This is a genomic window from Kosakonia sp. AG348, assembly GCF_003337365.1.
Classification (GTDB): Bacteria; Pseudomonadota; Gammaproteobacteria; order Enterobacterales; family Enterobacteriaceae; genus Kosakonia.
Window position 1 is genome coordinate 48,658 of the sequence record NZ_QPJR01000001.1, and the last position, 19,030, is coordinate 67,687.

General features: G+C 53.2%; 20 protein-coding genes. 4 read left to right on the forward strand and 16 right to left on the reverse strand.

Annotated elements, in window-relative coordinates:
- Window position 1 precedes the first annotated feature (1 nt).
- Window positions 2-361 (reverse strand): purine nucleoside phosphoramidase, encoded by a 360-nt coding sequence (hinT, locus tag DFO56_RS00280; protein WP_045507109.1) that lies wholly within the window; start codon window positions 359-361, stop codon window positions 2-4.
- Between the two features lie 338 nt (window positions 362-699).
- Between hinT and fhuE the strand changes: the two genes are divergently transcribed.
- Both fhuE and DFO56_RS24550 read left to right on the forward strand, forming a co-directional pair.
- On the forward strand, window positions 700-2,913 hold the full coding sequence (gene fhuE / locus DFO56_RS00285; RefSeq protein WP_045507106.1) for a ferric-rhodotorulic acid/ferric-coprogen receptor FhuE: 2,214 nt from the start codon (window positions 700-702) through the stop codon (window positions 2,911-2,913).
- 235 nt (window positions 2,914-3,148) lie between these two features.
- A complete protein-coding gene (locus DFO56_RS24550) occupies window positions 3,149-3,343 on the forward strand; it encodes a hypothetical protein (RefSeq protein WP_147271659.1) in 195 nt (64 codons plus the stop codon).
- 60 nt (window positions 3,344-3,403) lie between these two features.
- Here the strand turns inward: DFO56_RS24550 and ptsG are convergent, their stop codons facing one another.
- From ptsG to yceD, 14 genes are all read right to left on the reverse strand, one after another.
- A complete protein-coding gene (gene ptsG, locus DFO56_RS00290; RefSeq protein WP_017456430.1) occupies window positions 3,404-4,837 on the reverse strand; it encodes a PTS glucose transporter subunit IIBC in 1,434 nt (477 codons plus the stop codon).
- Between the two features lie 299 nt (window positions 4,838-5,136).
- Window positions 5,137-5,931: a metal-dependent hydrolase gene (locus DFO56_RS00295; protein WP_045507103.1), complete on the reverse strand. Its 795-nt coding sequence runs from the start codon at window positions 5,929-5,931 to the stop codon at window positions 5,137-5,139.
- A 9-nt stretch (window positions 5,932-5,940) separates the two neighbouring features.
- Window positions 5,941-6,945, reverse strand: a complete 1,005-nt coding sequence (holB, locus tag DFO56_RS00300) for a DNA polymerase III subunit delta' (RefSeq protein WP_045507099.1) — start codon at window positions 6,943-6,945, stop codon at window positions 5,941-5,943.
- Window positions 6,942-7,583 carry a dTMP kinase gene (gene tmk / locus DFO56_RS00305; protein WP_045507097.1) on the reverse strand — a complete coding sequence of 214 codons (642 nt, stop codon included), beginning with the start codon at window positions 7,581-7,583 and terminating at the stop codon, window positions 6,942-6,944. The genes holB and tmk overlap by 4 nt, the downstream gene beginning before the upstream one ends.
- Entirely contained in the window at window positions 7,573-8,595 is a 1,023-nt protein-coding gene (gene yceG, locus DFO56_RS00310; RefSeq protein ID WP_045507095.1) for a cell division protein YceG, read from the reverse strand. Before yceG ends, tmk begins: the two co-directional genes overlap by 11 nt.
- Window positions 8,592-9,407, reverse strand: a complete 816-nt coding sequence (gene pabC, locus DFO56_RS00315) for an aminodeoxychorismate lyase (RefSeq protein ID WP_045507093.1) — start codon at window positions 9,405-9,407, stop codon at window positions 8,592-8,594. The genes yceG and pabC overlap by 4 nt, the downstream gene beginning before the upstream one ends.
- Before the next feature lie 116 nt (window positions 9,408-9,523).
- Window positions 9,524-10,765: a beta-ketoacyl-ACP synthase II gene (gene fabF / locus DFO56_RS00320; protein WP_044489622.1), complete on the reverse strand. Its 1,242-nt coding sequence runs from the start codon at window positions 10,763-10,765 to the stop codon at window positions 9,524-9,526.
- Window positions 10,766-10,856: 91 nt separating this feature from the next.
- Window positions 10,857-11,093 (reverse strand): acyl carrier protein, encoded by a 237-nt coding sequence (gene acpP / locus DFO56_RS00325; RefSeq protein ID WP_000103754.1) that lies wholly within the window; start codon window positions 11,091-11,093, stop codon window positions 10,857-10,859.
- 154 nt (window positions 11,094-11,247) lie between these two features.
- Window positions 11,248-11,982, reverse strand: a complete 735-nt coding sequence (gene fabG, locus DFO56_RS00330) for a 3-oxoacyl-ACP reductase FabG (RefSeq protein ID WP_020457450.1) — start codon at window positions 11,980-11,982, stop codon at window positions 11,248-11,250.
- A 12-nt stretch (window positions 11,983-11,994) separates the two neighbouring features.
- Window positions 11,995-12,924 carry an ACP S-malonyltransferase gene (gene fabD, locus DFO56_RS00335; RefSeq protein ID WP_045507087.1) on the reverse strand — a complete coding sequence of 310 codons (930 nt, stop codon included), beginning with the start codon at window positions 12,922-12,924 and terminating at the stop codon, window positions 11,995-11,997.
- Between the two features lie 16 nt (window positions 12,925-12,940).
- On the reverse strand, window positions 12,941-13,894 hold the full coding sequence (locus DFO56_RS00340) for a beta-ketoacyl-ACP synthase III (protein ID WP_045507084.1): 954 nt from the start codon (window positions 13,892-13,894) through the stop codon (window positions 12,941-12,943).
- A gap of 6 nt (window positions 13,895-13,900) precedes the next feature.
- Window positions 13,901-14,989, reverse strand: a complete 1,089-nt coding sequence (plsX, locus tag DFO56_RS00345) for a phosphate acyltransferase PlsX (protein WP_082071750.1) — start codon at window positions 14,987-14,989, stop codon at window positions 13,901-13,903.
- A 79-nt stretch (window positions 14,990-15,068) separates the two neighbouring features.
- Window positions 15,069-15,242, reverse strand: coding sequence for a 50S ribosomal protein L32 (gene rpmF, locus DFO56_RS00350; RefSeq protein ID WP_020457446.1), 174 nt, complete (start codon window positions 15,240-15,242; stop codon window positions 15,069-15,071).
- A gap of 16 nt (window positions 15,243-15,258) precedes the next feature.
- Window positions 15,259-15,780: a 23S rRNA accumulation protein YceD gene (gene yceD, locus DFO56_RS00355; RefSeq protein ID WP_045507078.1), complete on the reverse strand. Its 522-nt coding sequence runs from the start codon at window positions 15,778-15,780 to the stop codon at window positions 15,259-15,261.
- Window positions 15,781-15,921: 141 nt separating this feature from the next.
- Here yceD and DFO56_RS00360 point away from each other — a divergent pair, with 141 nt between their 5' ends.
- Together DFO56_RS00360 and DFO56_RS00365 are read left to right on the forward strand one after the other, a co-directional pair.
- Entirely contained in the window at window positions 15,922-16,506 is a 585-nt protein-coding gene (locus DFO56_RS00360; protein ID WP_020457444.1) for a nucleoside triphosphate pyrophosphatase, read from the forward strand.
- Between the two features lie 85 nt (window positions 16,507-16,591).
- Window positions 16,592-17,743 (forward strand): dienelactone hydrolase family protein, encoded by a 1,152-nt coding sequence (locus DFO56_RS00365; protein ID WP_045507075.1) that lies wholly within the window; start codon window positions 16,592-16,594, stop codon window positions 17,741-17,743.
- Between the two features lie 41 nt (window positions 17,744-17,784).
- Here DFO56_RS00365 and rluC read toward each other — a convergent pair whose 3' ends face one another.
- Window positions 17,785-18,738, reverse strand: a complete 954-nt coding sequence (gene rluC / locus DFO56_RS00370; protein ID WP_045507072.1) for a 23S rRNA pseudouridine(955/2504/2580) synthase RluC — start codon at window positions 18,736-18,738, stop codon at window positions 17,785-17,787.
- Window positions 18,739-19,030: the final 292 nt, after the last annotated feature.

Genomic DNA, 19,030 nt, shown 5'->3' on the forward strand with positions numbered 1-19,030 from the left:
ATTAAAGACCTTTATGAGCCAGCATCGGCCCCAGTGCGCGCCCGCCGAGCAGGTGCATATGAATATGATAAACCTCCTGCCCGCCATGACGATTACAGTTCATGATCAAACGGTAACCGTCTTCAGCAATCCCTTCATCGCGAGCAATTTTCGCCGCAACCGTCACCATGCGCCCCAGCGCCTGCTCGTGCGCTTCGGTCACCTCGTTGACGGTTGGGATCAGAATGTTTGGCACAATCAGAACATGGGTTGGAGCTTGCGGAGAGATATCGCGAAAAGCGGTAACCAGTTCATCCTGGTAAACAATATCCGAGGGAATTTCGCGGCGAATGATTTTACTGAAAATGGTTTCTTCGGCCATGACGTTTTCCTTTTATGTTCGCGGAGCCAGCCCGCAGCCGTCGTCAATTACGTGCCCTAGAGTATGATCGAGATTCTCTTGTTGTTTCAACCAAAACGCTGTTTTTCTTTCACCTTTCCGGCTTTGCTGGCACGCAATCGCCCGCGTTTAAGGCGCGCTGCGGTGAAATGGTATTTCAATGGTGAATATTACATCTGTTTACATTCATATGGTGAATGCGTATATTTCGCATTTGCATTTTCATGCGCGATTATTATCAGACGAATTACAAAACCCGCCTGACGCGACAACGTATCGCTGTAAGGCTTTCCCTCTAACGCACCATTAAGGGTTTATGCATGTCTTTCACTCATCACGCCAGGGACGAAGTGCGTCCGTTAGCCGCCACACCGTCTCTGCTTGCCGCCTGTATTGCAATGGCTTTAGTCCCTTCTGCTGCGTTTGCGGCAGAGATCGCCGCAGCATCTGAAGATACGATTGTGGTTGATGGCGCAGCATTAAGCACCTCTGACAGCCAGGCGCAAGACTACAGCGTAAAAACCACCACCACAGGCACCAAGCTGTTACTGGTCCCGCGAGACATTCCACAATCTGTGAGTGTAGTCAGCCAGCAGCGTATGCAGGATCAGCAGCTAAATACGATCGAACAAGTGCTGGATAACACGATTGGCGTCAGCGCATCGCGCATTGACAGCCACCGTACGAACTTTTTCGCCCGCGGCTTTTTCGTCAGTAACTTTGCTTATGAAGATATGCCGACATTCCTTGATAACCGCTGGAATTTTGGCGATACCGCAGGCGACACGGCAATTTATGACAAGATTGAAGTGGTGCGCGGCGCGGCCGGTCTGATGAGTGGAACAGGTAATCCCTCTGCTTATGTCAACATGGTGCGTAAACATGCCGACAGCAAAGAATTCAAAGGAACCGCCACCGCGACTTACGGTAGCTGGAACGATCAGCGCTATGTGCTGGATCTGCAAGCACCGCTGAGCGAATCGGGCAACGTGCGCGGCCGGGTTATCACTGGTTACCAGGATAAAGATTCCTGGGTTGAACGTAACCACTACCGCAAAAAATTCATTACCGGTGTAGTGGATGCAGATATCACTGATTCCACTACCCTTTCTCTCGGCTATGACTATCAGGAAAGTGAAGAAGACAGCCCGACCTGGGGCGGTTTCCCGTCGCTATACAGTGATGGCAGCCGCACGCATTTCCGCCGCGGTTTCAATACCGCTGCTGACTGGGCTTACTCCAATGTCGACTCTTCAAAAATTTTCGCCAACCTGACCCAGCGTTTTGACAACGGCTGGGAAGCGAAAGTTAACGCCATGCATGCGGAAACCAACTTCGACAGCAAGCTGATGTATATCGACGGTTACCCGGATAAGACCACCGGTCTGTATGATGCCTCACAGTGGCAAGGCGCATGGGGCGGCTGGAACCGTGGCGAGCGTAAACAAGACGCTATCGATGCGTTTGTTCGTGGTGGTTACGATTTGTTTGGTCGCCAGCACGAAGTGATGTTCGGTGGTAGCTACAGCCGCCAGCGCAACAATTATGACAACTCATACCCGGTGAATGATAATTCCGGCCTGATGGATGTCGGCAATATTCATAAATATAACGGCAACACGCTGGCCGACCCGAGCTGGTCTGACTGGACGCTCTACCAGCGCGATGTGATCCGCCAGAAATCGCTGTATGCGGCAACCCGTATCTCTTTGGCCGATCCGCTGCACTTGATCCTCGGCGCGCGTTATACCGAATGGCGTGCAAAATATAATCTGGAGCGTAAGCCGGACGAGATTCGTAACAGCAAGTCCGATGACGTCACGCCATACGCAGGCCTGATTTATGACATTGATGACACCTGGTCTGTTTATGGCAGTTACACCTCTATTTTCGAGCCGTCCAGTCAGCGCGATATCAACAGCGAATTTCTTGAACCTACCACCGGTAAAAGCTATGAAGCTGGCATCAAAGGTGACTGGTATAACACACGTCTGACGGCGACCCTGGCGGTATTCCGTACCGAGCAGGATCACGTTGCCGTATCGACCGGCGAGTACATTCCAAATTCCGGCGGCCAGACCGCGTATAAATCCGTCAACGGCACGGTAAGCAAAGGCGTCGAATTTGAGCTCAACGGGGCTCTCACCGACAACTTGCAGCTCACCTTTGGTGCCAGCCGTTTTATGGCTGAAGATGGTGACGGTGTAGCCGTTAACCCGGAACAGGCGCGCACCACGATGAAATTATTCACGCGCTACCAGTTGCCGATGCTGCCAGAGCTTTCCGTTGGCGGCGGTGCGCGCTGGCAGAATAAAACCTGGCAGGAGATCAAAGGCCCGAATGGAGACATGCGCATTACGCAAAGCGGTTATACTGTGGTGGATCTGTTCACCCGTTACCAGGCAACTAAAAACTTCGCTATCCAGGCCAATCTGAACAATGTGTTCGATAAAGACTATTACGACTATCTGGGCACTTACGGTGTGTACGATGCGCCGCGTAACTTCTCTGTAAGCGCCAGCTACAGCTTCTGATAATCGCAGCCGCGTGCCACTAAGCCCGCCGTCCTCCAGGCGGGCTTTTTTATTCTGTTTTCTTGCTCCCGAAAAACGGCCATTACCGATAACTGCCCGCCCCCAGTTCTCCCGCGATCGCTTATAGCAGACGTTTCCGCTGCACTTATCCTTGCGCATTTAACGCTGAATGTAGTGTGAGTGTGAGGCGCGTCTGTGAGTCACATGACAGCCAGCTTACCGGAGCGGAGTGGGAATGGCACACGGTCTGTGGGCAGCGACGGGTTTTGTCACTCTTTCTTTTCAGTACAGTAAAAATTCAGCGTTAGAAAAGGCGGCATTGATTGCGTCTGGCAGGGCATACCGACCTTCTGCAAAAGAAGGCTCTGCCTGCCCAGTGAAATTTAAATCAAGAGGCAAACCTGTTGCTGACCAGATCCACAGCACATAGTTTTCAGTGGACAATAAAAAAGGGAGCCATCAGGCTCCCTCAGTCTCCCCAGACTATGGCTTAGTTGTTACGGATGTACTCATCCATTTCGGTTTTCAGGTTATCGGATTTAGTACCGAAAATTGCCTGCACACCGGAACCAGCAACAACCACACCCGCAGCACCCAGTTTCTTCAGGCCAGCCTGATCCACTTTCGCTACGTCAGCCACGCTGACACGCAGACGCGTGATGCACGCATCCAGGTTGGTGATGTTCTCTTTACCGCCGAACGCCGTAACCAGAGCCGGAGCCATTTCGCTGGTAACGCCAGCTTTGCTCTCTTCAGTGGTGTCTTCACGACCCGGGGTTTTCAGATCCAGCGCTTTGATCAGCACGCGGAAGATGGTGTAGTAAACCACCGCGTAGCATGCACCGATAACCGGGAACAGCCACAGTTTGCTGCTGTTGCCGCTCAGCACGATGAAGTCAATCAGACCGTGAGAGAACGACGTACCGTCACGCATACCCAGCAGGATACAGATCGGGAATGCCAGGCCAGCCAGAATCGCGTGGATAACGTACAGGATCGGTGCAACGAACATGAAGGAGAACTCGATCGGCTCGGTGATACCGGTCAGGAACGAGGTCAGCGCTGCGGAGATCATGATACCGCCCACTTTCGCGCGGTTTTCCGGTTTTGCAGAGTGCCAGATAGCGATAGCAGCAGCCGGCAGACCGTACATTTTGAACAGGAAGCCGCCAGACAGTTTACCCGCAGTCGGGTCACCCGCCATATAACGCGGGATATCGCCGTGGAACACCTGACCTGCTGCGTTGGTGAACTCGCCAATCTGCATCTGGAAAGGTACGTTCCAGATATGGTGCAGACCAAACGGCACCAGGCAACGTTCAATGAAACCGTAGATACCGAACGCCACAACCGGGTTCTGGTAAGCGGCCCACTGGGAGAAGGTCTGAATCGCAGTACCGATCGGCGGCCAAATGAAGGAGAGGATCACGCCGGTGAAAATCGCAGCCAGACCGGAGATGATCGGCACGAAACGTTTACCAGCGAAGAAGCCCAGATACTCAGGCAGCTTGATGCGATAGAAGCGGTTAAACATATACGCGGCAATCGCGCCGGAGATAATACCGCCAAGCACACCGGTATCAGCCAGGTGTTTTGCGGCAATTTCTTCAGCAGGTAAATGCAGAACCAGAGGTGCAACCACTGCCATGGTTTTCACCATGATGCCGTAGGCAACAACGGAGGCCAGAGCCGAAACGCCGTCGTTATTGGTGAAGCCAAGCGCAACACCGATAGCGAAGATCAACGGCATGTTAGCAAAAACGGAACCGCCCGCTTCGGCCATAACGTGGGAAACCACTTCTGGCAGCCAGCTGAAGTTTGCAGAACCGACGCCCAGCAGGATACCTGCGATAGGCAGTACGGATACTGGCAGCATCAGCGATTTACCGACCTTCTGCAGGTTAGCAAATGCATTCTTAAACATAATTGAGAGTGCTCCTGAGTATTAGTGCTTTTTTCTACGCTTTCACGCATTGGCGAGGGGGGAGAACCGCGCCGTGGGAAGGGCATCTAAGCGCCCTTTATTTATTACACAGAGTAAAATAAATCAGTAAAAGTTTGTTTGACGGCTATCACGTTTCAGCTAGCGCCAGTTACGAAACTCACACTGATTTACAAAAGGTATCGGCTTCCGTATGAAAAACGACCGCCACCGCCTTTTTTATGGCGGTGAACTTTACTCCGATCGTTTATTAATTACGAGTACTAAAATAAGCTGACAGATCAGGCAGATTGCAGGCGGGATGGGTCAACATGGAACAAACGGGCAAAGTTCTGTGTCGTTTGTTGCGCAAGCTCTTCGACAGAAACGCCTTTCAGCACCGCCATATATTCCGCCACATCGCGCGTCATTGCTGGCTGGTTCTCTTTGCCACGATGCGGCACCGGGGCGAGATAAGGCGAATCGGTTTCGACCAGTAAGCGATCGAGCGGAATGTAACGTGCCGCATCACGCAACTGCTCCGCGTTGCGGAAGGTGACGATACCAGAAAACGAGATGTAAAAGCCCATATCCAGCAGCTTACCTGCCGTTTCGCGATCTTCAGTAAAGCAGTGCAACACACCACCGCAATCCGTCACGCGCTCTTCCTGCAAAATCGCAAGCGTGTCTTCTCGCGCATCGCGCGTATGGACAATCACCGGCTTGTTCAGTTCACGGCCAATACGGATGTGGTTACGGAAGGATTCCTGCTGGTGCGGCTTCGTTTCCGGCGTATAAAAATAGTCCAGCCCGGTTTCTCCCATCGCCACGACGCCCTCTTCCGCCGCCAGTTGGCGCAGCGTGTCGACATCGTACTCTTCATCCTGATTCAACGGGTGCACTCCGCAGGAAAAGACCACATTCGGGCGCTCCCCCACCAGCTCACGCATTGCGCGGTAACCCGGTAACGTCGTAGCCACCGCCAGACAAAACTTCACGTCGCGCGCGGCAGCTTTCGCCAGCACGTCATCAACGTCTTTGTGCAAAGAGTGGTAATCCAGGCCATCAAGATGGCAGTGCGAATCAACTAAAAACATAATCTTCTCTTACAGATGGGAGACAGGAAGCGTTACGCCTGTTTGCTGGTAACGTTCCAGCGTTAACAATAGATCGGTCAGCAGCAACTCGCGGTTAACCCCGACCACACTAAGCAACTGTTCACGACAGGTAAAAATAGCATGCAGTAACGCGTGCAGCGTTGGCGCTTGCACCTGGCGCGCCAGCTTTTCGACCAGCGCTAAGGCATCAACATTGCTGAGCAATGTCGCTCCTTGCTGCATTTTTAATGCATCAAGCAGCAACGCAGAGAGCCATTGCAAGCGCTCAGCCACCTTGTCGTGGTTCAGTGTCGGGAGCATCGCCAGCCAGTCACCGCTATTCAGCGCTGCGTCTGTCGCCTGGCAAAGCGTCTGCCGTTGCGTCCAGACATCGTTCTGAAGCAACGCTTCTGCCGCGCCAGGCGAACCGGCGCACAAACGTAGTGCGGTCAGAATCGTCTCTTGCGAGGCGGTAACTTCCCGAGCAAGCCAGCTACAGGCGTAGTTTTCTGCGGGAGGCGCAAGGTGGTGCAAGCGGCAGCGGCTGCGCAAAGTCGCTAATAATCTTGCCGGCTCCCGACAGCCGAGGAAGAACCAGGTGCGCGCGGGCGGCTCTTCCAGCGTCTTCAGCAACGCGTTGGCGGCGGCGTCGGTCAATAACGCGGCATCCTGGATCCATACCACTTTCGCGCCGCCCAGCCGCGCATGTTCGTAAAGCTTTTCACTGACTTCACGCACCGCATCAATGCCCAGCACGGATTTTCCTTTTTCCGGTGCCAGTGCATAGTAATCAGGATGCGTTCCAGCCTGCATAAGCTGACAGCCGCGGCAGTGGCCGCAGCTTTTATGGCCTTCAGGTGTCTGGCATAGCAAGAAACGGCTGATGGCGTAAATCAACGCATCTTCGCCCATCCCCGGCAGGGCGTGGATCAGCAACGCGTGGTGCCCACGACCGCTCTGATAACTGGCAACCAGTTGCTCAAAATCGGGACGCAGCCACGGATACCATTTCATGCGCCCTGCTCCTGCACCCAGGCTGTTACCGTCTGGCGGATGTCGGCAATCACCTTGTCCAGCGGTTGAGTAGCATCAACGGTGCGAATGCGGTCATCTTGCGCAGCCAGTTCAAGGTAGCGCGCGCGGGTACGATTAAAGAAATCCAGCGACTCTTGCTCAATACGATCCAGCTCGCCACGCGCACGCGCACGTTTCAGGCCAACTTCCGGCGTAACATCCAGATAGAGCGTCAAGTCCGGGCGAAAATCGCCCAGTACGACATCGCGCAGCGTGGCCAGCATGGTCTGATCGATGCCTCGTCCGCCGCCCTGGTACGCCTGCGTTGAGAGATCATGGCGATCGCCGATCACCCAGCAACCACGCGCCAGTGCGGGTTTAATGACGGTTTCGACCAGTTGAACCCGGGCTGCGTAAAACATCAGAACTTCGGCTTTATCGGTAATAAGTTCATCACCAACGGAACGAATATCCAGCACCAGGCTACGCAATTTTTCCGCCAGCAGCGTACCGCCCGGTTCCCGCGTAAACACCATTTCACCGACGCCAAGCTCTTTCAGCGTCTCAACGATGACATCGCGCGCCGTGGTTTTCCCTGCGCCTTCAAGCCCTTCGATAACGATGTATTTACTGCCCATTTTTTTCCTTAAGTACTTTCAGGTAGTCCTGCACTGCCCGGTTATGGCTGGCGAGATTGGTATTAAATGTATGTCCGCCTTTACCATCCGCGACAAAATAGAGATACGGCGTCTTCGCCGGATGCGCCGCCGCTTTCAGCGAGGCCTCACCGGGTGTAGCAATAGGGCCCGGCGGCAAACCGCTAATTACATAGGTGTTATAGTCGGTCGGCGTTTCCAGATCGGCGCGCGACAGCTTACCATTATAACGCGCGCCCATCCCGTAGATAACCGTCGGATCGGTCTGCAGCCGCATCCCGATGCGCAGGCGGTTAATAAAGACAGAGGCCACCTGATCGCGCTCGCTGGCAACAGCCGTCTCTTTTTCGACAATCGACGCCATGGTTACCAGCTGGTTCTGATCTTTATACGGTAGTCCCTCCATACGCCCTTCCCAGGCTTGCTCCACCGCACGCGACATTTTCTGATGCGCACGCTTGAGCAACGCAACGTCCGTGGTGTTAGCGGTGTACATCCAGGTATCGGGCCAGAACCAGCCTTCCACCCACTGCGGATGCTCCAGTTTCAGGGCTTGCGCCACCGTCGCGTAGTCGTCGTCTTTCAGGGTGTGTTTGATGTAGGGAGCGTCGCGCAGCTGTTTGAGGTAATCACTCAGGCGCATACCTTCGACCAGTCGTAGCGGAAACTGCGCTTCTTTACCGCTCTCCAGTAACTGCAACATCTCGCGCACGGTCATCTTCGGTGTAAAACGGTAGGTACCGGCTTTGAAATGTGAAAGATCCGGTTCCAGTCGCAGCAGCCACTGAAACACGCGCGGGCGATTAATTACCTTTTCGCGATACAGCAATTCACCCAACGCCACACGGCCGGTTCCGGCGGGCAGCGTGAAAATGGTTTCATCTTTAATCAGGATCTGGCTGTCCGCTAACTGGCGAACCTTCCAGACGCCGGCTCCCGCCGCGATAACCAGCAAAGCCAACAGGAGGAGAACTACGCGTAACATTTTCTTCATGACGGATTTATGCGCTCACACAAGGGGGCTAAAAAGTGGTACAAATCGCGCGCTGACCAGTGCTGTTCCGCCCACTGGCGAACCGGGACAACTGGCATCAACGCGTTACAAATAATGACTTCGTCGGCCAGCATCAGCACATCATGCCGCGCATTGACTTCGACAACCTCAAAAGCGGAAGTTTTCAGCTGGCGCAAACAATATTGACGCATGATGCCATCAACACCGGCCTGATCAACGCGCGGCGTGAAGACCGTCGAACCCTGCCGCCAGAAGATATTGGCGGCACAACATTCAACCAGCCAGCCTTCGCTATCCAGCACCAGCGCTTCATCAGCAGAGGTCTGCTCAAGCCCGGTGCGAATCAATACCTGCTCCAGGCGGTTAAGGTGTTTGATCCCGGCGAGCATTGGGTTACGCCCGAGACGAATATCACTCAACGCCAGGGTTACCCCTTCCTGCCGCCACCGAGCGTAATGGGCAGGGCTTGCTGATAGCGACACTATCCGCGTCGGCGTATCACAACCCGCTGCGCTATAGCCTCGTCCGCCAGTGCCACGGCTGAGAATAACTTTCACCACACCCTCTTCTTTCTCTTTCGCGAGGTGTGCCATTTCCCGCGCCAGTATGTCCCAGTCGAGATAAGGGATCCGGAGCCGTTTACAGGCAAGACGCAGGCGCTGGAGATGCGCGTCGGGAAACTGGATTTGCCCGTCAAGGACACGCGCGGTGGTAAAACAGCCATCGCCGAATTGCGTCGCCCGATCATTCGCGGCAAGCCATTGCTGCTCTTTACCATTAATCAAGAACATAGAGGGCTCCTTATGCGTCTGGGCGGACAGTTTGGCAGGATGAAAAGCGCAGGACAAGGGGATAAACCCGAATAGAAAAGGCCCGACAAGCGGGCCTCCAGCACACAGCGAAATGATCAGACTTTCTTGAAGATCAACGAGCCGTTGGTGCCACCGAAACCGAAGGAGTTACACAGGGTGTACTCCATACCGCTCACCTGGCGTGCAACATGCGGCACAAAATCCAGATCGCACCCTTCATCCGGGTTATCCAGGTTGATGGTCGGCGGAACAGCCTGATCGCGCAGGGCGAGGATCGAGTAGATAGATTCTACTGCGCCTGCCGCACCCAGCAGGTGGCCGGTCATCGATTTTGTCGAACTGACCATTACTGTGCGAGCCGCGTCGCCAAAGACCGATTTCACGGCCTGCGCTTCTGCCATATCACCCGCCGGCGTAGACGTACCGTGCGCATTAACATAGCCAATCTGGCCCGGGGTGATGCCGGCATCACGCAGTGCATTAACCATCGCCTTCGCGGCACCCGCACCATTTTCCGGCGGAGAGGTCATATGGTAAGCATCGCTGCTCATACCAAAGCCGACGATTTCAGCATAAATTTTCGCACCGCGCTTTTTCGCATGCTCATACTCTTCCAGCATGATGATGCCAGCGCCATCGCCGAGAACAAAGCCGTCACGCTCTTTGTCCCACGGACGGCTTGCCGCCTGCGGGTTATCGTTGCGGGTAGACAGCGCGCGCGCTGCGCCAAAGCCACCGACGCCTAACGGCGTACTGGCTTTTTCCGCGCCGCCTGCCAGCATGGCGTCGGCGTCGCCGTAGGCGATGATACGTGCCGCATGACCGATGTTATGCACACCTGAGGTACACGCTGTCGCGATGGAAATACTCGGGCCTTGCAGACCGAACATGATAGTCAGATGACCTGCCACCATGTTGACAATCGTTGAAGGTACAAAGAACGGGCTGATTTTACGCGGCCCACCCTTGACGAGGGAGCTATGGTTTTCTTCGATCAGACCGAGACCGCCGATACCAGAACCAATCGCTGCGCCAATACGGGATGCGTTCTCTTCTGTGACTTCAAGGCCGGAATCCTGCATGGCCTGAACGCCAGCCACAATTCCATATTGAATGAAGTCATCCATCTTGCGCTGTTCTTTACGCGAGATGATGTCTTCACAGTTAAAATCCTTTACTAAGCCAGCAAATTTGGTTGCATAGGCGCTAGTATCGAAATGGTCGATCAGGCTGATGCCACTCTGACCGGCAAGGAGAGCTTTCCAGGTAGACTCTACGGTATTGCCGACAGGAGACAACATGCCAAGTCCGGTCACAACTACACGACGCTTAGACACGTTTGTCCTCCAGGGAGGGTATAAAAAAGAGATTCGTGGGATAACTACAGATAAAACTCAGGCGGTCGAGTGACCGCCTGGAGATGTTCACTTACGCCTGGTGGCCGTTGATGTAATCAATGGCAGCCTGAACGGTGGTGATCTTCTCAGCTTCTTCGTCCGGAATCTCAGTATCAAACTCTTCTTCCAGAGCCATTACCAGCTCAACGGTGTCAAGAGAATCAGCGCCCAGGTCTTCAACGAAGGAAGCATTGTTGGTAACTTCTTCCTGCTTAACGCCCAGCTGTTCGCCGATAATTTTCTTAACGCGTTCTTCGATAGTGCTCATACTCTTAAATTTCCTATCAAAACTCGCTTTCGCGATGGTTTTCGTAGTGTATAAAATGTTGAAAAATTTGCAACTAAATCCCGGCAGTTCTTACCACGATTTTACGCTATTTTGAGGCCTTTCGCCCTAATAACGCAAATAATTTTCATCGTGGTTAAACCATATACATTCCGCCATTGACGTGCAGGGTTTCACCAGTGATGTAACCCGCCTCGTCAGAGGCTAAAAATGCAACCGCACTGGCGATTTCCTGAGCACCGCCAAGGCGACCCGCAGGAACCTGCGCCAGAATACCCGCACGCTGATCATCAGACAGCGCACGCGTCATGTCCGTTTCAATAAAACCCGGAGCAACAACGTTTACAGTAATACCGCGGGACGCAACTTCACGCGCCAGCGATTTACTGAAACCGATAAGACCCGCTTTCGCCGCAGCGTAGTTGGCCTGACCAGCATTTCCCATGGTACCAACCACAGAACCGATAGTGATAATACGCCCATGACGCTTTTTCATCATAGCGCGCATTACCGCTTTTGACAGACGGAAAACAGATGAAAGATTGGTGTCGAGAATATCGTTCCACTCATCCTCTTTCATGCGCATCAACAGGTTATCACGGGTGATCCCGGCATTATTTACCAGAATATCAACCTCGCCAAATTCTGCGCGAATGTTTTCCAGAACAGATTCGATAGATGCAGCATCGGTCACATTCAACACCAGACCTTTGCCGTTCGCACCTAAATAGTCGCTAATCGCCTGCGCGCCACTCTCGCTGGTCGCCGTACCGATAACTTTCGCGCCACGGGCAACGAGGGTTTCAGCAATAGCGCGACCAATACCGCGGCTTGCACCGGTTACCAGTGCGATTTTTCCTTCAAAACTCATGGTCTTCCTCTTTTATTGCGCAAGTGCCTCTGACACGGCAACCGGCTCGTTGAGCGCAGATGCAGTCAGGGTGTCAACAATACGTTTAGTCAGGCCGGTGAGGACTTTACCCGGGCCAACTTCATACAGATGTTCAATGCCCTGCGATGCCATCAATTCAACGCTCTTCGTCCATTGCACGGGGCTGTACAGCTGGCGCACCAGCGCATCACGAATCGCTTCTGGCGTCGTTTCGCACTTCACATCCACGTTATTTACAACCGGGATCTGCGGCGCGTTAAAAGTAATGTTCTTTAATTCAGCGGCCAGTTTTTCTGCGGCAGGCTTCATCAGCGCACAGTGCGACGGTACGCTAACCGGCAGCGGCAGCGCACGCTTGGCACCTGCAGCCTTGCAAGCAGCACCTGCACGTTCAACGGCTTCTTTATGACCAGCAATAACCACCTGGCCTGGCGAATTATAGTTCACCGGAGAGACAACTTGCCCTAGTGCCGATTCTTCACATGCTTTGGCAATGGAAGCATCATCCAGGCCGATAATGGCAGACATCGCGCCAGTACCCGCCGGCACGGCTTCCTGCATGAATTTCCCACGTAGTTCAACCAAACGAACCGCATCAGCAAACGCGATAACACCCGCACACACTAATGCGGAGTATTCGCCCAGGCTATGCCCCGCCATCAGCGCAGGGGTTTTACCACCCTGCTGCTGCCAGACGCGCCACAGCGCGACAGAAGCGGCCAGCAGCGCCGGTTGTGTCTGCCAGGTTTTGTTCAGTTCTTCCGTCGGGCCTTGTTGCACCAGAGACCAGAGATCATAACCCAGAACAGCTGATGCCTCTGCGAATGTCTCTTCAATCACCGGATAAGCCGCAGCCATATCAGCTAACATACCGACGGTTTGGGAGCCTTGTCCCGGGAACACAAAAGCAAATTGCGTCATTTTTTTATCCTTATACTCAGAAACGAACCAGCGCCGAGCCCCAGGTGAACCCGCCACCAAACGCTTCCAGCAGGACAAGTTGCCCCGGCTTAATGCGTCCGTCGCGTACCGCTTCATCAAGCGCGCTGGGAACGGAAGCTGCGGAGGTGTTGCCATGGCGATCCAGCGTAACAACAACGCTATCCATCGACATGCCGAGCTTCTTCGCTGTCGCGCTGATGATACGCAAGTTAGCCTGATGCGGCACCAGCCAGTCCAGCTCGCTGCGCTCAAGATTATTGGCTGTTAATGTTTCATCAACAATACGCGCCAGCTCTGTCACCGCAACTTTGAATACTTCGTTACCCTCCATCGTCAGATAGGTCGGGTTCTCCGGATGCACACGATCAAGGTTAGGCAGCGTCAGCAGCTCGCCGTAGCTCCCGTCTGCATGCATATGTGTGGAGATGATGCCTGGCTCTTCGGAAGTGCCCAGCACAACAGCGCCTGCACCATCACCAAACAGAATAATCGTACCGCGGTCGTCCGGATCTAATGTCCGCGCGAGCGCATCAGAACCAATGACCAACGCATGTTTCACCGCACCAGATTTAACATACTGATCGGCGATGCTCAGCGCATAGGTGAAGCCCGCACACGCAGCAGCAACGTCAAACGCCGGGCAACCTTTGATTTCCAGCATGTTCTGGATTTGGCAGGCTGCACTCGGGAAGGCATGCGTTGCAGAAGTAGTCGCAACAATGATCAAGCCAATCTGATCGTTATTGATGCCCGCCATCTCAAGCGCACGCTTAGCGGCTTCATAGCCCATGGTCGAAACCGTTTCGTTTGCAGCGGCGATGCGGCGCTCACGGATCCCTGTACGGCTGACAATCCACTCGTCAGAGGTTTCCACCATTTTTTCTAAATCGGCGTTTGTCCGAACCTGCTCAGGCAGATAACTGCCGGTACCAATAATCTTCGTATACATGTACGCTCAGTCACTCTTGGGTAATATACACACGCTCTGGTTTTCGCCATCCATTGCAGACGAAGACGAGTGTGCATACACAGATTCCAGGCGAGCGGCGATCCGTTGTGGAACCTGCCGCTGCACCGCCTGCACTGCCTGCTCAATTGCCACGCAAAATGCGCGCTGATTCGCCGCACCATGACTCTTAATCACAGTGCCGCGCAATCCTAACAGACAGGCGCCATTATACTGGTCGGGGTTGAGGTGACTGAATCGCCTTGTCAGGCTTTTTTGTAACCAACGCTTTAATAAAATCAGCCACCACGACCTTTTTTTCCCTTCACCCTGCGATTTCAGCAGTGAAAGAAACATTCTGACAACACCTTCCATTGTTTTTAATGTGACGTTTCCGGTAAAACCGTCACACACCAGCACATCCGTTTTGCCGGTCAATAATTCGTTCGCTTCAAGATAACCAATGTAGTTCATTGAGGGCATGGAGCGTAATAATGCCGCAGCATCGCGGATGCTATCGTGCCCTTTGGTCTCTTCTTCACCAATATTTAGTAGCGCCACACGTGGGTTGGCAATACCGAGGATCTCTTCGGCCATCACCGCGCCCATCACGGCAAATTGCGCCAGCATCGTGCTGTCACAATCGACGTTTGCGCCCAGATCCAGTACAACGGTCTTACCTTTCTGTTGATGAGGCAACACGGTCACCAGCGCCGGACGCTCAATTCCGTCAAGCGGTTTGAGCAGCATTTTCGCTAGCCCCATTAGCGCACCGGTATTTCCCGCACTCACGCAGGCCTGGGCACGACCTTCTTTGACTAACTCCAGCGCCGTGCGCATAGAAGTACCACGGCTGCTACGAATAGCCTGCGCTGCGCGCGCATCACTGGCAATAACTGACTGGGCAGGAACAATAAGCAAGCGCGAGCGTTGCTCGAAATCAGCTTTGGCAAGTAATGGCGTGATAGCGTCGGGATCGCCGACTAAAAGAAGGTTGAGTTGAGAATTAGAGTTCAGTGCCTGCAAAGCTGCAGGCACTGTCACGGATGGGCCAAAATCTCCCCCCATGACATCTAACGCCAGGGTTAGACGTGTCAAGGTATCGTCGCAGCCTGGTTCGGTCTATCCCCGCTTACGCGGGGAAATCCTCACTAAGCTTCATCACGCTTGCGCGTGATTACTTAGTGATAACCTTGCGACCGCGGTAGAAACCGTCGGCGGTAACGTGGTGACGCAGGTGGGTTTCACCAGAAGTTTTGTCTACAGACAGGCTGGTGACTGCGGTCAGCGCGTCATGGGAACGACGCATGCCACGTTTGGAACGGGTTGGTTTATTCTGTTGTACGGCCATGGACCTTACTCCTTAATTACTTACGCTTTAAGCTGGCTAATACGGCAAATGGATTTGGTTTCTGCGCTTCATCAGGCAGTTCCCCAAAGACCATGTCCGCCTCGGACACTTCACAGTGTTCAGAATCATGCACCGGAACTACCGGCAGGGAGAGAATGATTTCATCCTCGACCAGCGCCAGCAGATCGATTTCACCGAATTCGTTAACCTCAATCGGCTCATACGCTTCCGGCAGTGCTTCAGCCTGTTCGTCTGAACGCACAGGACTAAAACAATACGTGGTGTAGACCTGATGAGTGAACGGTTTCCCGCAACGCTGGCATTCGAGCGATACCGTTACCTTTGCATCACCGTTTAACACGGCAAGACGCTGGTTATCGATAACGAACGACATGGAGCATTCCACATCACTGTCTACGCTGACTACAGATTCAGCGACGCGCTCCGCCTGGTCGGGAGTATAGATACCCTCGTAATCAAGGCGTTTTTGAGCCGTGCGAACCGGATCAAGAGTCAGGGGTAATTTTACCTTTTGCATAGGGCGCGCATATTAACTTTGTAACGTCATAGAGTCAAAGAAAAAGGCAGCCTGCGGTTGCCTTTTGCCAATAATTCGCACACATTGCGGCCTACAGTTTAAAATGCCTGTCATTGTTAAGCCATATTTGGTGAAAAAAATATGTCGCAAATTATCCTCGCTTCCACTTCGCCCTACCGCCGCGCCCTGCTCGAAAAACTCGGTTTACCCTTCGAATGCGCCGCGCCGCAGACAGACGAAACACCGCGTGCAGGCGAAGCGCCTCGCCATTTAGTGCTAAGACTGGCGCAGGAAAAGGCGCAATCACTGGCGCAAAAATACCCTCAACATTTGATTATTGGTTCCGATCAGGTGTGCGTACTTGATGGCGAAATTACCGGCAAACCGCACACAGAAGAGAATGCTCGCCAGCAATTGATGAAAGCCAGCGGCAATATTGTGACTTTTTATACTGGTCTGGCGCTGTTTAATTCCGCAACCGGTCATGTGCAAACGGAATGTGAGCCTTTCGACGTCCATTTTCGCCGCTTAAGTGAACAGGAAATCGACGACTATGTCCGCAAAGAGCGCCCGTTGAACTGTGCCGGTAGCTTCAAAAGCGAAGGACTGGGTATTGCATTGTTTGAACGTCTGGAAGGACGTGACCCTAATACATTAGTGGGTTTGCCGCTAATTGCGCTGTGCCAGATGCTACGGCGTGAACATTGTAACCCGTTGTTAAGCTAATGCTTTCGCGATCACAGTTTCTTTTTTAGGCAAAAGTTACATTCATCACCAATATTAAAACGTCGTTTTAATTTAAGGAGAGGTGATGAAGATTTTACGTACGTTGCCGCTGATGTTTGCCCTGCTGGCGTCTGGCAATGTTTATGCGCAAGATAAGTGGCAAACAGAGGGCGTCGTTGAAGGCAATCTTCCGGCAAGCTGGCAAACGCTGAAAGCGCAGATGCGTTATCCCGATTCGTGGTTATCAGGCAATTTTAAAGATTTCCATCAGTGGCAATCGCATAGCCGCCAGCTATTTCGCCGCGCCCTGCTCACCCCGGATGCCACGAAACCCTTTTCTCCTCACTCGATAGCGAAAGAAGATCGCGGCAGCTATACCGCTGAAAAATTATCGCTGAACATTACGGACGATAACCGCATTTCCGCCCTGTTATTGATGCCGAAAACACCCGGCCCGCACCCTGCCATCGTTCTGTTGCACGATCATGGCTCGAAGTTTGATATCGGCAAAGAGAAGCTGATCCGCCCGTGGGGTAACGCGGAGCAACTCGCCAGTGCGCAAGCATGGGCTGATAAATTTTTCAGCGGTAAATTTATTGGCGATGAACTGGCGAGCCGGGGCTACGCGGTTATCGCTATCGACAGCCCCGGATGGGGCGATCGCGGCCCGATGGTTTATGAACAACAACAGGCGCTGGCCAGCAACTACTACAATCTGGGACGCTCGCTGGCAGGCGAAGTAGCCTATGAGGATATGCGCACGGTCGATTTTATCGCCACGCATCCCGGAGTGGACAGTAAACGCGTTGGCGTACTGGGTTTCTCAATGGGTGGTTTTCGCGCCTGGCAACTGGCGGCGCTGAGCGAAAAAGTGGCTGCTACAGCGGTGATTTCGTGGTTTGGAACCTATAACAGCCTGATGCAACCCGGCAATAACGTGTTACGCGGTCAATCCGCGTTCTATATGTTGCATCCGGGGATGCCCGCCCGCATGGACATTCCGGATATCGCCAGCATTGCCGCGCCGAAACCGATGTTGATTTTCAGCGGTAGCAAAGACAAACTTTTTCCGGCAGAGGCGGTAAAAGACGCTTTCGACAAAGTGCATCGGGTTTGGTCTTCGCAGCAGGCAGACGACAAACTGGTGACGAAAAGCTGGCCTGAGCTGGGACATGTCTTTTATCAGGAACAGCAAAATGAAGTGTTTCCGTGGCTGGACAAATGGCTGAAGCCGTAAGCCAACCCCGTTTTCCCCTCGCAGACGCGAGGGGGAAAAGATCACTTAGCGTTGCGTAACACTTGCAGACAATGTTTGAGTGCCTCATCAAGTGGCGCTTCTATACGCAATGTTTCGCCCGTATGGGGATGCGTGAACTTGAGTGCCGCAGCGTGCAGGAACAGTCGTGACAGCCCGGTTGGAGCCAGTTGCTTATCAAACTCGCGATCGCCATAGCGATCGTCAAAAGCAATCGGGTGGCCGGCATGTTGAGTATGTACACGAATCTGATGCGTACGTCCGGTCACCGGGCTGCAACGCACCAGCGTCGCGAATTCGTAGCGCTCTTCAACTTTAAAACGTGTTTCTGAAGGCTTGCCTTCGCTGTTCACCCGCACTATCCGCTCGCCACTTTGCAGAATATTTTTCAGCAAAGGTGCCTGCACCACTTTGACATGCGACTGCCACTGGCCGCGGACCAGCGCCAGATAATCTTTCTGCATATCTTTACCGCGCAGCTGCTCATGCAGCGAACGCAGCGCGGAACGTTTTTTTGCCACCAGCAAAACGCCGGAGGTGTCACGATCTAAACGGTGAACCAGTTCAAGAAAGCGGGCTTCCGGGCGCAACGCGCGCAAACCTTCAATCACGCCAAAACTCAGCCCGCTACCGCCATGTACCGCCGTGCCCGAGGGTTTGTTCAGCACCAGGATATGATCGTCTTCATAGAGAATAACGTCGGTTAGCTGGGCAACTTTTTGCAAATGCGGAGAAACCGCCTCTTCTTCTTTTTCTGCCACGCGTACCGGCGGAATGCGGATTTCATCCCCCGCTTCCAGTTTATATTCCGGTTTTACACGTTTTTTATTTACCCGCACTTCACCCTTACGCAGGATGCGGTAAATCATGCTTTTAGGTACCCCTTTGAGTTGGGTACGCAGAAAATTATCGATACGTTGCCCCGCATCATCAGCGGTAATAGCAACAAATTTTACGGATGGTGTCTCAGTTTTCATGGGAGGCGATTCTAAATAGCCACGCTGAATAGCGCCACTCATTTTTCTATGCTTATATTTACAATTGACTCGGTGACTTCGTTTTACTCAGTTGATTCGGCGGTTATTAAACCAATCTCCGGGCAAAGGTGAAAAAACTGTGAGTAACCGGGTGATAAATGGTAAAAGTCAGCTTGCTATAACAGGGTTCGCAAGGAATAATGTTGCGGTTTTCCGTGTTGAATCTTGTTAAAACAAGTAAATGAGCGGAATGACCAGTTTTGCCTGTCCGATCATACACGCAGCAATGGCG